Genomic DNA, 12,982 nt, shown 5'->3' with positions numbered 1-12,982 from the left:
TCGTGTGCCGTCCCCCGCGTGCCATCGTGCCCCCGCGCCCGGTCCGCCATGCCCGGTACGTACCGGTTACCGGTGCGGGGCAGACCATGGACCGCCCCCCAACGGGTACCCGGTCCTCCGGCGCGGGGTACCGGGCCGGAACCAAGGCAGAGCCGTCGCCGTCGAGGACAGGAGCCGTGAACATGAACGCCGGCAAGCGGGTCGTCGTCACTGGGGCCACCGGAAATGTCGGGACCAGTGTGGTGGCGGCCCTCGCGAAGGGCCCGCAGATCTCGTCCGTACTGGGCCTGGCCCGCAGGCTGCCCGGCTGGTCGCCGCCCAAGACCGACTGGGCCACGGTGGACCTGCGCGAGGAGAACGACCTGGTCAGGCACTTCGAAGGCGCCGACGCCGTGATCCACCTGGCCTGGGCGTTCCAGCCCACGCACGATCCGGTCGCCACCTGGCGCACCAACGTCCTCGGCAGCCTCCAGGTGTACCGGGACGTCGCCTCCGCGGGTGTGCCCGCACTGATCCACGCCTCGTCGGTCGGCGCGTACTCGCCGGGGCCGAAGGACCGGGGGGTCGACGAGTCATGGCCCACACACGGCTGGCCGGGGGCCGCGTACACCCGGGAGAAGGCCTACCTGGAGCGGGTGCTGGACGGCTTCGAGGCCCGCAACCCGGGGGTGCGGGTCGTGCGGATGAGGCCCGCCTTCCTGTTCAAGGAGGAGTCGGGGAGCGAGCAGCGGCGCATCTTCGCGGGCCGGTTCATGCCGGGCCGGCTGGCCGGGCCCCGGACGATCCCGGTCGTACCGGACATCCCGGGTCTGCGTTTTCAGGCCCTGCACACCGATGACGCCGCCGAGGCCTACCGGCTCGCCGTCATGAAGGACGTCCGGGGCTCGTTCAACCTCGCCGCCGAACCGGCCCTCGACGCCCGCGGGCTCGCCGAAATCCTCGACGCCCGGGTCGTACGCCTGCCCCGGCCGGCCATCCGCGCGGCCCTGGCCGCCGGGTGGGGGCTGCGTCTGATCCCCGCGTCCCCCCAGCTGTTCGACGCGGTGCTGCGCGTTCCGATGCTGGACTGCGCGCGCGCCCGCGAGGAGCTGGGCTGGAGCCCCCGGCGCACCTCCCTGGAGGCGATCGAGGAGATGCTGGAGGGGATGCGGCAGGGCGCCGGCATGGACACCGCCCCCCTCACGGGCCGCAGGGCGAGCTGACCGGCGCGAGGCGGTAGGCCGGTTCGGGGCGGGCCGGCCGGCGCGACGGGTTCCGCCCCCAGGTGCAGACGTCCTTCCCAGTGGGCAGATTCGACAGACAGGGGCAGGACGTCCAGACGTCCCGGCCCGTCCACCCACCCGGTGAAGGGGGCAACGGTGCCGGACAGGCGTCCTCGCGGCTATCAACCCGACTGGCAACCACGCCCCGCGACCCAGGAGCTGCTGGCCGCCGTGGAGTTCATCCTGGGCAGGTACGCCGCGCAACTCCCCCTGACCATCCGCCAGATCTGGTATGCGGCCGTCTCCGAGGGTGTGCTCGTCCGGCAGGAGCGGACATACAAGCGGCTCGTCGACCTGCTCGGCATGGCCCGCCGGTCCGGCCGCATCTCGTGGCTGGCCATCGGGGACGGCACGGACGCCGCCGTGGAGCCCGTCGCCTACGACGGCGCGGACGGCTTCCGCCGGGCGCAGCTCGACGCGGTGCGGGGCTTCCGGCTGGACCGGCAGGCGGGCCAGGACGCCAGGCTGGAGGTGTGGTGCGACACCCCCGGCCTGGTGCCGCAGCTGGCCACCGTGACGGACCCATGGGGCGTGCCGGTGTACACGTCGGCCACGGGGCTGTCCGGCAAGCGGGCCGCCGCCCAGCGGGCGGCCGGGGGCGGTCACACTTCCGTACGCATCCTGGTCGTCGGTGACTGGGACCCGAGCGGGCTGCACCTGTTCTCCGCCCTCGCGGAGGACGTCACCGCCTTCGCCGCGCTGGACGCCCCCGACGTGCTGGTGCAGTTCGACCGGCTGGCCGTCACCGAGCGGCAGATCGCCGAGTTCCGCCTGCCGACGGCCCCCGTGAAGGCCAGCGACCGGCGCTCCTTCCCCGGCACGTCCACCACCCAGGCCGAGGCGATCCCGCCGGACGCGCTGGCGGCCCTGGTGCGGGACGCGATCAGCAGCAGCCGCGACACCGAGATCCTGGCCGAGGTCCTGGAGCGCGAGGACCTCCAGCGGCAGGCCCTGCTGGAGCGCTTCCCGGTGTAGCGGCGAGCCGGGAGACGGCGGGCGGCGGTGGCCCTCAGGGCGGCGGGGCGCCCGGCGCCGCCGTACGGCGCAGCCGGTCGAGACGGCTGATCACCGGGGTCGCGGTGATCCCGTGCAGGACCACGGACGCGACGACCGTGAAGGCCACGGCGGCCCACAGCTGACGCGCCAGTCCGCCGAAGTCGTCCTCCCCCAGGGCGTACGCCAGGTAGTACAGCGACCCTATGCCCCGCAGCCCGAACGCCGCCGCCACGATCCGCTCGCGCGGGCCGGCGGCCGAGCCGAGCTGCGCCAGCCAGCCGGTCACCGGGCGGATCACCAGGATGAGCAGCACGGAGACGGCCGCCGCCTGCCAGGTCAGGTCCGCGAGACCGCCGCCGGCGACGTACATGCCGAGCAGGAACAGCAGGAAGGCGGTGAGCAGCCGCTCGATCTGCTCGGTGAACTCGTGCAGCACCTTGTGGTACCCGTGGCTGCGCTCGGCGGCCCGCAGCGTGCAGGCGGCGACGAACACCGCCAGGAAGCCGTAGCCGTGCAGCAGCTCGGTGATCCCGTACGACAGCAGGGTGGCCCCCAGGGCCACGAAGCCCTCCATGTGCTCCGACAGCCGCAGTGCCTGCGCCCTGGCGCGGAAGAACATCCAGCCCAGCAGCTTGCCCACCGCCACGCCCGCGACCACGCCGATCGCCACCTTGCCGAGCGCGTCGGACAGGGCCCAGCCGCCGATCCACCCGGCCGACCAGCCGGTCCCCGCGGCGGCGGCCAGCGCGACCGCCGCCAGGACGAACGGGAAGGCGAGCCCGTCGTTGAGGCCCGCCTCGCTGGTGAGCGTGAAGCGCACCTCGTCCTCGTCCTCCTCCGCGTCGGTCGGCTCACCCACCCGCACCTCCGCCGCCAGCACCGGGTCGGTCGGCGCCAGCACGGCACCGAGCAGCAGGGCGACGGCGGGCGGCCAGTCCAGCAGCGCCCACGCCAGCACGGTCACCGCGAGGACCGTCAGCGGCATCGTGACGCCCAGCAGCCGCCAGGTGCCCGCCCAGGCGCGGAGCCCCGGCGGCCGGTTGATGGCCAGCCCGGCGCCCATCAGCGAGACGATCACGCAGACCTCGGTGACGTGCTCCACCCACAGCCGGTCCGCCAGCGGGTCGACCACGGGAACCGGCAGCGGCAGCAGCTGGACGGCGATCCCGGCGGCCAGGAAGACCATGGGCATGGAGAAGGGGCGGCGGAACACCACGCGGGGCAGGACGGCCGCCGCGAGCGCCCCGACGCCGAGACCGGCGTACACCAGATCGGAGAAGGTCATTAAGCACTGATGCGCGTGGTGAGCGTGAACAAACCCCCGTCCGGGTCACGCAGGGTCGCGTGAACGCCCGGTTCGTGCTGGATCACCGTGCCGCCGTGGCGCCGTGCCGCGGCCACGCGGGCGTCGACGTCCCGCACCGGGAAGTGGACCTCCCACCGGGGGCGGATCGCCGGGTCGGGGGCGGCTTCCAGCGCCCCGGAGCCGAGCCGGGCGACCACGTGGCCGGCGCTGCGCAGCACGACCTCGTCGCCCTCGTACTCCACGTCGCAGCACCCCGGCCGGCCGCAGGCCCAGTCGAAGACCTCCCCGTAGAAGATCGCGGCCTCGAAGGCGTCCCGGGTCCGCAGCCGCAGCCAGGCGGGCGCGTCGGCGCGCCAGGTCTCCCACCCGGAGAGCAGCTGGCCCTCCCAGATGCCGAAGACGGCGCCGTCGCGGTCGGCCGCGAGGGCTCCGCGGCCGACGACGAAGCCGACCGGCCCGACGGCGACCGTGCCGCTGCGCTCCCGGATGCGGGCCGCGGTCTGGTCGGCGTCCTGCACGGCGAAGTACGGGGTCCAGGCGACGGCCACCTGGAGGGCGGTGGCCAGCGCTCCTATTCCGGCGACGGGATTGCCCTCGTCGAGGGCGACGCTGAACTCCTGGCCGAGCCGCGCCGGGCGGAACTCCCACCCCAGCGCCGCTCCGTAGAAGTCCTGGGCCGCGCGCAGGTCGCGGGTCATCAGGCTGACCCAGCAGGGGGCACCGAAGACGGAACCGCTGGACGTCACTCCGGACGCCGCGGTGGCTGTGAGCTTCCTGTTCATGTGCAAAACCATCCCGGTGTCACCATGGGTGTGGATGTGCCGCAGGTGTCCCTGTCGTCCCCTGCTGTCTCTTCTGCCTCTGCCCGAGTGTCCATCCTCGCACTCTTCGCGGGGGATGGCCCTTTTCCTCCCGCCGCAGCTCAGCCGCGCCGTCGCGGCAGGCGCAACCGGTCGCCCCAGCGGCGTATGACACGGGCCAGATGCCAGCGCTCCTCGTACGTCAGCCGGCCCACGAGAGCCCCGCCGAACACCACGAAGCCGACACCGACGAGCCACGACTGGACCACGAGCATGGTGCCCACCGGACCGTAGGTCACCGCGTTGGACGCGATCAGCGGGGAGAAGACCAAACGCGAGAAGACCCGCAGCCCCGCCAGGCCGATGACGGTCGCCACGGCGCCCGGCAGCAGCGCGCGCCAGGGCAGGCGCCCGCCGAGCAGCAGCCGCTGCGACCACCAGAAGAACAGCACCGCGCTGACGAAGGCGAGCGCGACGCGCCAGACCAGGTCGGCGCCGGTCGCGGGGAGGGAGGCGACGTCGGCCGACAGCAGGAGGTAGCCGATGAGCAGGGCGAGCCATACGCCGTGGCGCCACATGGTGTGCCAGCGGGCGGCGGGCAGCTCCCACACCTTCTCGTAGCCCGTCTGCACCACACCGCCGAACGTCAGGCCGAACACCGCCAGTGCGGCGATACCGAACCCGGTGGTCGATTCCAGCGCCGCGCCCGGTGGTGCGAACAGCCGCTCGACCTCGTCCGTCGAGCCCTTGGAGACCCCGAGTCCGTCGGAGAGCCACTGGGCGAATCCGGTGCCGCCCGCCGGATCGGCCGCCGCGATCACGATCAGCAGCGGCACCAGGGTGAGCAGCCCGAGGGCGGCGAACCCCATCGAGCGGTGCATCAGCTCCAGGTCGGTGCCCGTCCGCCAGCCGCGCCCGGCGGCCGAGCGGTGGAAGGCGCCGTGCAGCCGGCCGATCCACCACGCGGGGGCCCGGCCCTCGGCCCCGGGAGACTTGTCGGACATGCACCTCGCATACCCGTCAGCCGCGTGCCGGGTGCGGATGGGCGCGGGGGAGGCCCCGAATGGACGCCTCCGCCCGCGCCCCCCGCGCGTTCCGGCTAGGACAGCTCGCCGTCGTAGTCGGGCAGCTTGAACGTCTTCTCGGCGTGCCCGCCGGTCAGGTCGGTGGGCCGGTTGCCGATGTTGGCGATGATCGTGTAGCCCTTGGCCTCTATCTCCGCGCGCTTGTCCGTCTTGTACCGGCTGACCTCGTCGAACAGGTCCGGCAGGTCGCGCACGTACAGGCCGTCGACGGGGTAGCCGACGGCGCGGAGGTTGTACGTGGTGGGCGCGTGCAGGATGCCCGGCCGGGCGGTGACGAAGAAGACGTCGACACCGCGCGAGTCCGCGTAGCGGACCAGGTCGAGGACGGGGCGGACGGCGGGGGTCGGGTACTCCCAGAAGGGGTGGAAGTCCGTTTCCAGCGAGGTGTTGTCGATGTCGAGGACCAGGGCCAGCTTCCGGCCCTGGGCGGACGAGGTGCGCTGCTCGATGTAGGGACGCGCCTGGCCGAGGGCGGCGGCCACATCACGCTGCCAGGTGGCGTAGTCGACGCCGGCGAGCCGGGCGTCGCCAGTGGTGGTGGCGACGTGGCCGGCGGGAGCGGCCGGCGGGGCGGCGGTGGCCGTGGTGGTGGTCGCGGCGGTGGTGGCCGTGGTGAGGGCGAGCGCGGCCGCGGTGAGCGCCACTCGTGTTCTCCATCGAGCTGCGTGCACGGGGGATCAACTCCTGTGGGGTGGGGAGCGGTTGATGCGTTGGCATGCTCGCGCTCCATGATGGACGGAAGGAGGCGTTCCCTCTACTGGTCGGTAGCGATTGGTTCGCGACCCGGGGTACGGACACGAAAACGGTTTGCGCGCCGGGCCGCCGGGCCCCGACAGTGGCCGGATGCAGACGGGACCCATACCGACCGTCCGGGCTGCCCGGACCGATGACGCGCCGCAGATCTGCGAGCTGCTCAACACCATCGACACGATCGAGATCGGCGCGCCCGAGACCGATCTGCACACCGTCGAGGCCGACCTGACGCACTCCGAGGTGGACCTCGCCCAGGACTCGTGGCTGGCCTTCGCCGAGGGCCGGCTGGTCGCGTACGCGCTGGTGTGGAGCGACTCGGGCGGCGAGCGCGTCGACATCGACCACTACGTCCTGCCCGACCACCAGGCCGCCGGTGAGCGGCTGCTGGAGCTGGCCGGGGAACGGTGCCGCCGGATGGCACGCGACAACGGCGCCACGCGGGCGGTGGTCCACCTCCATCTCAACCAGCGGCCCACCACCGACACCGGCATCCTCGTCCGGCGCGGCTGGCACACCGTACGGCGGTACCAGGTCATGGTCCGCGACCTGACGCCGCACCAGGAGCCGCTGCCCGAGCCCCCGGCCGGGGTGACCCTGCGCGCCTGCACGGACGAGGCGGACCGGCGGCGCGCCCACGCCCTGGTCGAGGAGACCTTCGCCGAGCATTTCGACCACCAGCCGCGGACCTACGAGCAGTGGCTCGAGGACATCGACGCCGCCCGGCTGGACTGGTCGCTCGTCTGGGTCGCCTCCACGCGGGACACCGGCGACGCCGCCGTGCTGCTGTCGCGCAACGACCGCGCCGGCATGGGCTGGGTGCGCAACCTCGGCGTCGTCAAGGCCGCCCGGGGCCGGGGCCTCGGCGGCCACCTGCTGCGCCACGCCTTCGGCGTCTACGCCGCCCTGGGCCGCGACAAGCTCGGGCTCGGCGTGGACACCCTCAACGAGACCGGCGCCCTGCGGCTCTACGAGGCCCACGGCATGCGGACGCACTACGCCGTGGACACCTGGGAGGTCACGCTCCCGGTGAGCGGCCACTGACACCGGGCCCCGGAACCGCCCGGCCCGGCCCAGCCCGGTACGGCGCGCTCCGGCGCCGGGGGGCCACCCGGCGCCGGAGCGCCGGGTGGCCGCCGTCGCGGCCGGGCGGCGCCGGGGTGTCACAACCGGCAGCCGGCCAGCAGCGCCGCCGCGCCGGCCCCCGCCGGGAGCGGCACGGTCCGGCTCGCCGGCGGACGCTCGCCCCGCCCGATCCACCCCTCCAGCGCCGTGAACGCCGAGCGGTGGCACGGCACCAGCGGCCTGAGCCGGTCCGGGAACGCGTCGACCAGGGAGTCGGTGTGGGTACCGCCCTCGACGCGGTAGTAGCGGTGCAGCCCGCCGCGCCCCGCCTCCCGCACCATGCGGGCGTACACGTCCGAGTCCCGGGCGATGGGCAGCAGCACGTCCAGCGTGCCGTGCACGGTGATCAGAGGCTTGCCGATCCGGCCCGTCAGGGCGATGCGGTCGACGGCGGCACGCACCTCCTCGGGCCGGGCGGCCCAGTCGTAGTCGGCGTCCGCGCCCGTGTACCCCGGGTCCAGCTCCTCCCGGTACACGCGCTGGGTCAGCCCCCAGTAGTACGCGTGGTGGTACGGCCACAGGAACTCGGAGCCGGCCGGGTAGCCGGCGGCGTGCATCGCGTCCCGGGCCGCGCCGGCGGCCGGGCCGCCCGCCGCGTGGACCGGGTAGTGCCGCAGGGCGGGAGGCAGGAAGGTGAACAGGTGGGGGCCGTCGGCCCGCCACAGGGTGCCCTCCCAGTCCACCCCGCCGTCGTACAGCTCCGGATGGTTCTCCAGCTGCCAGCGCACCAGGTAGCCGCCGTTGGACATGCCGGTCGCGAGGGTGCGCGCCGGCGGCCGGTGGTAGCGCTGGGCCACCACCGCGCGGGCCGCGCGCGTCAACTGCGTCAGACGGGAGTTCCACTCGGCGACGGCGTCGCCGGGCAGGCGCCCGTCCTGCTGGAAGGACGTACCCGTGTTGCCCTTGTCGGTGCGGCGAACGCGTACCCGCGCGAGACCACCCAGTCGCCGATGGCCCGGTCGTTGGCGTACTGCTCGCGGTTGCCCGGGGTGCCGGAGACGACCAGCCCGCCGTTCCACCGGTCGGGCAGCCGGATGACGAACTGCGCGTCGTGCCGCCAGCCGTGGTTGGTGTTGGTGGTGGAGGTGTCGGGGAAGTAGCCGTCGATCTGGACGCCCGGCACGCCGCTGGGCGTGGGCAGGTCCCTGGGGGTCAGGCCGGCCCAGTCGGCCGGGTCGGTGTGGCCGGAGGCGACGGTGCCGGCCGTGGTCAGCTCGTCCAGGCAGGCCACACGCTGACGGGCGGCGCCCGGTACGCGCAGCGGGCCGGGGCAGCCGGCGCTCCCGGCCCGGATCGTCACGGTCGCGGTCGCGGCTGCGGCTGCGGGTGCGACACCGGCCGCGGTCGCTGTCGCCACGCAGCCGTCGTCGGCGAGTGTGAAGTATCCGGCGGGCGCTTCCCGCAGCGTGTGTGTGACAAACGTGTTGTACAGCCCCATGGCCTGGTTCGAGCCCCTGGCGTACGTCTGCCCGCCGCTCGTCGTCGCGCGTCCCGCCCGGACGTGCTGGTGGTTGTTGCCCGTCCAGCAGGCGGCGGATGAGTCGCCCGTGGTCCGTGCGGTCAGGGTGCCGGACGGCGCGCCGGGCCGGCCGTCCCCGTCCCGGGCGGCCACCGCGTAGGCGTGGGTGGTGCCGGGTGACAGGCCCGTGTCGGTGAACGGGGGAGCGGCGGGGGTCGCCACCGGTGCTCCGTCGCGGTACAGCGTGTAGCCGGTGGCGCCGGCGACGGCCGACCAGGACAGGGTGATCGTCCTGTCGGTGGCCCCGGTGGCCGTCAGACCGGTCGGTGCCGGCAGGGAGCCGGGCGGACCGCCGGCGCCGGCCAGGCCGAAGAACTCCACGATCCAGTGGCTGGAACAGATGGTGTCGAGGAAGTACGCCGCCGCCGCGCCGCACTGCTCGGGCCCCGTCCCGGGGTCGACGGGGGTCCCGTGCCCCATGCCCGGCACCTCGGCGACCTCGACGGCGACCGAGCCGTCCGGGGCGGCGTACTGCTCCCGCCGGGTGGCGTTCGGGCCGATGACGGACGCACGGGTCGGGGTCTGCGACAGGCCGTGCACCGCCGTCCACTGGTCACGCAGCTCGTCGGCGTTGCGCGGCACCACCGTGGTGTCCCGGTCGCCCTGCCAGATCGCCACCCTGGGCCACGGCCCCGTCCACGACGGATGGGCGTCACGCACACGCTGCGCCCACTGGGCAGGGGTGAGATCCACACCCGGGTTCATGCACCGGTACGCCGCGGAGGTGTCCCGCGCGCAGTCGTAGGGCAGACCGGCGACCACGGCGCCCGAGGCGAAGACGTCCGGGTAGGCCGCGAGCATCACCGAGGTCATCGCGCCCCCGGCGGACAGGCCGGTCACATGGACCCGCCGCGCGTCCGCCCCGTAGGCGTCCACGGCGTGCGCGACCATCTGGGGGATGGACGCCGCCTCGCCCTGGCCCCGGCGGTTGTCGGCCGTCCCGAACCAGTTGAAGCACTTGTTGAGGTTGTTCGCCGTGCTCTGCTCGGCCAGCACCAGCAGGAAACCGTGCCGGTCGGCGAACCGCGCGAGACCGGAGTTGTCCGCGTAGACCTGCGCGCTCTGGGTGCAGCCGTGCAGCGCGACCACCACGGGCGGCGCGGCGGGCAGCGAAGCCGGCCGGTACACGTACATGCCGAGCGCGCCGGGATTGGCCCCGAACGCGGTGACCCGGGTCAGGGCCACGGCGGCAGGGGCGGCAGGGGCTTCCGGGGCCGCCGGTGCGGCGTGGACGGCGGGCGGGGGGCCGGTCAGGGCGGCGCCGGCCGCGAGGACCAGGACGGTCAGCGTGGTGAGCAGCCGCCGCAGCGGGGAGGGGGCCCAGGACGGGCGCACGGCCCAGGACGGGCGCGCGGCGGGCGAACGGCGGGACGACGGCGTGGGCACGGGCGGCTCCTGGGGGGAGGGAGGAGGGACATGCCTGGGGGATCCCCGCACCGTAGGGCTCCCCTGATACCGCTCGGTATGTCCACGCGCCCCACACTCCGGGCGGCCGTGGGCGGAGCGCGGGGGGATTGCGCCACCGCCCGGTATCTGCTAGCCGACGCAGCGCGGCCCGGACGGGACCGGGCTGCGCGTACCGCGCCCGGTCATGCCCCGTACACTCGTCCACCGCTGCCCGCAGCGGCGGTGAGCGAGCAACAGACCCCTTCGGAAAGGTATTTCGACATGGATTCCGCCGTGCGAGGCGACGCGCCGATCTACGACCGCCTCATCCAGGAGCGCGGCGACGTCCCCGCAGACGTGCGCCGGGTGGCCGAGGAGACACTCAGGCAGCTGACGCGTGCGCTGGACTTCGGCGCCGTGGGCCGGCCGGCCGGGTACCCGGGCATGGGTATGGGCATGGGTTTCCCGCCCGCGTCCATATGAGCGGGCGGGAAGCCCCGCCTGCCACGCGGTCCGCCGCCGACCGGTGCCCCGGGCCGGCCCCGGCACGCCGTCCGGCGCCCGCGCGTCAGGGCTGCTCGTCGATCAGCCCGCAGACCCAGGCCAGCGCGTCGTGGACGCCGCGGACGTGGGCCGCGCCCTCCGCGGACTGGGTCGGGTCGCCCAGCTGCACCACCGCCGCGTCCAGCTCGGCCGTGAGCAGATGGCTGGACGGTACGCGGCCGGTGCCGGCCGCCCCCGTCACCGGGGCCTCCGAGGCCCGCCCGAGCGCCCACTCGTAGGCCGACACGGCGCCCAGCGAGAAGGGCGTCCGAAGGCCGGGCGTGGCGGCCTTGTGCGCGAGTCGCTGGTGCGCCGCCTCGACCTGGGCGCGGGGCTTGATGCCGACGAGTACGTCCTGGTTGCGTCCGGAATCCACTGCCATACCCTTACGTCTCACCCCGGAGGCCCGGGCAATGCCCCGAAATGCGAAATATTCCGGGCGGGTCGTTCAGGGCAGGGCCCATTGCTGGTTGGGTCCGGTGTGGCAGGTCCACAGGTGCAGGCGGGTGCCGTCGTTCCAGGTGGCGCCTTCGGCGTCGAGGCATTTGCCGGAGCGGGGGTTGCGCAGGGTGCCGTCGGTGTGGGGGGTCCATTGCTGGGCGGTGGTGCCGTTGCAGGTCCAGAGCTGGATCCTGGTGCCGTCGGTGGTGGCGCCGCCGCTGATGTCGAGGCATTTGCCGAGGGCGCGCAGGGTGCCGTCGCCGGGGAGGGTCCATCGCTGGGCGGGGACGGTGGCGCAGGTCCACAGCTGGATGTGGGTGCCGTCGGTGCTCGCCCCGCCGGCGACGTCGGCGCACTTGCCGTTCACCCCCCTCACCGCACCCGTCCGGGGACCGGGCGGCGGTGTGGTGCCCGAGGTCTTGACGCGTACGTTGCGGAACGACACCTGATCGCCGTCGCCGTGGTTCTGCAAACCGATGTGGCCCTGGGCGAGGCTGCGCGCCGGATCGGTGTTGGTGAAGTCGTTGATCTTCCGCCCGTTGAGGAAGACCTCCAGGCGCTCTCCCGTGACCCGGATCTCGTAGGTGTTCCACTCGCCCGGCGGGTTGAGCGCGGCGTCACGGGCCGCGAGATCCGCCGACCGGAATCCGTACACGGCCCCGGTCGTGCGGTCCGCCGCGTCCGTGGCGTCGATCTGGATCTCGTACCCGTTGTTCACCGCCGACCAGGGGTCGTCGGAGGCGGGGAAGCCCACCAGGACGCCGGAGTTGTCGTCGCCGTCCGTCCGCCAGTCCAGTTTCAGCGAGTAGTCGCCGGTCAGCTCACGGCCGGAGTACCACAGCATCCCCAGGCCGCCCTGTGAGGTGAGCGTGCCGTCGTTCAGCGTGAACGACCCCGGTCCGGCCTGCTTCCAGCCCGCCGTACCCGAGCCGTCGAACAGCGGTACGTATCCCGTTTCCGGGCGGCAGTCGGCCTCGGTCATCCCGGCCGCCCACCGGATGCCACCGAGCAGGTGCCGGCGGAACGCGGCCTCCGTGTACGACTCGTCGGTGTGCCCGCCACCGGTGTAGAAGGCGCGACCGCCCTGGTAGTCCTTGCACCACGAGATCGGGTGGTCGCCGGACATGGTGCCGCCCGCGTAGCTGGACTCGTCGAGCGAGGCGAGGACGTGTGCGGTGGTACGGGGGTTGGAGCGGTAGTTGTACCACTCGTCGAACCGCTGCCAGGTGCGGCCGAGGTGCGCCGTGGCGTCGTGGGCACGGTCCTCCACCCTCACCGTCGCGCTCTGGTTGTGCGGGTGCGAGTGGAACAGCGCGCCGGCGAGACCGGCGTAGAAGGGCCAGTCGTACTCCGTGTCGGCCGCGGCGTGGACGCCGACGTAGCCGCCACCGGCCCGGATGTACTGCTCGAACGCGGTCTGCTGGACCGTGTTCAGTACGTCTCCGGTGGTGGAGAGGAAGACGACCGCCTCGTACCGCGCGAGGTTGCCGGCCGTGAACGCCTGCGCGTCCTCGGTGGCGTCGACGGTGAAGCCGTTGCCACCGCCCAGCTCGCGCAGGGCGGCCAGACCGTCGTCGATGGACGAGTGGCGGAAGCCCGCCGTCCGGGAGAACGCGAGGATCTTGTACGCCGGATCCGCCGCCGTGACGCGGGGCGCGGGCGCGGGTGCCGCCGCCCGCTCCGGCGGCACCGCCGAGGGCGCCCCGGCGACACACAGGAGCGCGCCCGCCAGCAGGCAGCCGGCCTTGGTGAGGGTGGTACGCATGGTT

10 protein-coding genes and 2 pseudogenes are annotated in these 12,982 nt (G+C 73.8%); 4 read left to right on the top strand and 8 right to left on the bottom strand.

Features of this window, described 5'->3' with window-relative positions; translation table 11 throughout:
* Positions 1-182 precede the first annotated feature (182 nt).
* Together IE109_RS13535 and IE109_RS13530 are read left to right on the top strand one after the other, a co-directional pair.
* Positions 183-1,202, top strand: a complete 1,020-nt coding sequence (locus IE109_RS13535) for an NAD-dependent epimerase/dehydratase family protein (protein WP_373297700.1) — start codon at positions 183-185, stop codon at positions 1,200-1,202.
* A gap of 156 nt (positions 1,203-1,358) precedes the next feature.
* Complete coding sequence (locus IE109_RS13530) at positions 1,359-2,237, top strand: hypothetical protein (RefSeq protein ID WP_189551080.1); 879 nt, start codon at positions 1,359-1,361, stop codon at positions 2,235-2,237.
* A 34-nt stretch (positions 2,238-2,271) separates the two neighbouring features.
* Here IE109_RS13530 and IE109_RS13525 read toward each other — a convergent pair whose 3' ends face one another.
* From IE109_RS13525 to IE109_RS13510, 4 genes are all read right to left on the bottom strand, one after another.
* Entirely contained in the window at positions 2,272-3,543 is a 1,272-nt protein-coding gene (locus tag IE109_RS13525; RefSeq protein WP_189551079.1) for a cation:proton antiporter, read from the bottom strand.
* Positions 3,543-4,346: a VOC family protein gene (locus IE109_RS13520; RefSeq protein ID WP_189551078.1), complete on the bottom strand. Its 804-nt coding sequence runs from the start codon at positions 4,344-4,346 to the stop codon at positions 3,543-3,545. The genes IE109_RS13525 and IE109_RS13520 overlap by 1 nt, the downstream gene beginning before the upstream one ends.
* A gap of 140 nt (positions 4,347-4,486) precedes the next feature.
* On the bottom strand, positions 4,487-5,368 hold the full coding sequence (locus IE109_RS13515) for a YhjD/YihY/BrkB family envelope integrity protein (RefSeq protein ID WP_229890984.1): 882 nt from the start codon (positions 5,366-5,368) through the stop codon (positions 4,487-4,489).
* Positions 5,369-5,463: 95 nt separating this feature from the next.
* On the bottom strand, positions 5,464-6,120 hold the full coding sequence (locus IE109_RS13510; protein WP_189551077.1) for an HAD family acid phosphatase: 657 nt from the start codon (positions 6,118-6,120) through the stop codon (positions 5,464-5,466).
* 172 nt (positions 6,121-6,292) lie between these two features.
* Here IE109_RS13510 and IE109_RS13505 point away from each other — a divergent pair, with 172 nt between their 5' ends.
* The gene (locus IE109_RS13505; RefSeq protein ID WP_189551076.1) at positions 6,293-7,243 is read left to right on the top strand and encodes a GNAT family N-acetyltransferase; all 951 of its coding nucleotides are present in this window, start codon (positions 6,293-6,295) and stop codon (positions 7,241-7,243) included.
* Positions 7,244-7,362: 119 nt separating this feature from the next.
* On the opposite strand, the pseudogene IE109_RS33130 reads toward IE109_RS13505, so the two are convergent.
* Both IE109_RS33130 and IE109_RS13495 read right to left on the bottom strand, forming a co-directional pair.
* Positions 7,363-8,681: pseudogene (locus tag IE109_RS33130) on the bottom strand (3-hydroxybutyrate oligomer hydrolase family protein).
* Positions 8,679-10,022, bottom strand: a pseudogene (locus tag IE109_RS13495) (extracellular catalytic domain type 1 short-chain-length polyhydroxyalkanoate depolymerase); the annotation flags it as partial. The pseudogenes IE109_RS33130 and IE109_RS13495, both read right to left, overlap by 3 nt.
* 489 nt (positions 10,023-10,511) lie before the next feature.
* Here IE109_RS13495 and IE109_RS13490 point away from each other — a divergent pair.
* Positions 10,512-10,712, top strand: a complete 201-nt coding sequence (locus IE109_RS13490) for a hypothetical protein (protein ID WP_189551074.1) — start codon at positions 10,512-10,514, stop codon at positions 10,710-10,712.
* Positions 10,713-10,797: 85 nt separating this feature from the next.
* On the opposite strand, the gene IE109_RS13485 is transcribed toward IE109_RS13490, so the two are convergent.
* Together IE109_RS13485 and IE109_RS13480 are read right to left on the bottom strand one after the other, a co-directional pair.
* Positions 10,798-11,154 (bottom strand): hypothetical protein, encoded by a 357-nt coding sequence (locus tag IE109_RS13485; RefSeq protein ID WP_189551073.1) that lies wholly within the window; start codon positions 11,152-11,154, stop codon positions 10,798-10,800.
* 66 nt (positions 11,155-11,220) lie between these two features.
* Complete coding sequence (locus tag IE109_RS13480) at positions 11,221-12,978, bottom strand: ThuA domain-containing protein (protein WP_189551072.1); 1,758 nt, start codon at positions 12,976-12,978, stop codon at positions 11,221-11,223.
* Positions 12,979-12,982: the final 4 nt, after the last annotated feature.

The organism is Streptomyces lavendofoliae, assembly GCF_014649735.1.
GTDB lineage: Bacteria > Actinomycetota > Actinomycetes > Streptomycetales > Streptomycetaceae > Streptomyces > Streptomyces lavendofoliae.
This window is presented reverse-complemented; position numbering and strand designations above follow the sequence as displayed.

Coding starts and splice junctions, on each gene's coding strand:
- IE109_RS13535 (WP_373297700.1), top strand. CDS start 183: ATGAACGCCGGCAAGCGGGTCGTCGTCACTGGGGCCACCGGAAATGTC.
- IE109_RS13525 (WP_189551079.1), bottom strand. CDS start 3,543: ATGACCTTCTCCGATCTGGTGTACGCCGGTCTCGGCGTCGGGGCGCTC.
- IE109_RS13520 (WP_189551078.1), bottom strand. CDS start 4,346: ATGAACAGGAAGCTCACAGCCACCGCGGCGTCCGGAGTGACGTCCAGC.
- IE109_RS13515 (WP_229890984.1), bottom strand. CDS start 5,368: ATGTCCGACAAGTCTCCCGGGGCCGAGGGCCGGGCCCCCGCGTGGTGG.
- IE109_RS13505 (WP_189551076.1), top strand. CDS start 6,293: ATGCAGACGGGACCCATACCGACCGTCCGGGCTGCCCGGACCGATGAC.
- IE109_RS13490 (WP_189551074.1), top strand. CDS start 10,512: ATGGATTCCGCCGTGCGAGGCGACGCGCCGATCTACGACCGCCTCATC.
- IE109_RS13485 (WP_189551073.1), bottom strand. CDS start 11,154: ATGGCAGTGGATTCCGGACGCAACCAGGACGTACTCGTCGGCATCAAG.
- IE109_RS13480 (WP_189551072.1), bottom strand. CDS start 12,978: ATGCGTACCACCCTCACCAAGGCCGGCTGCCTGCTGGCGGGCGCGCTC.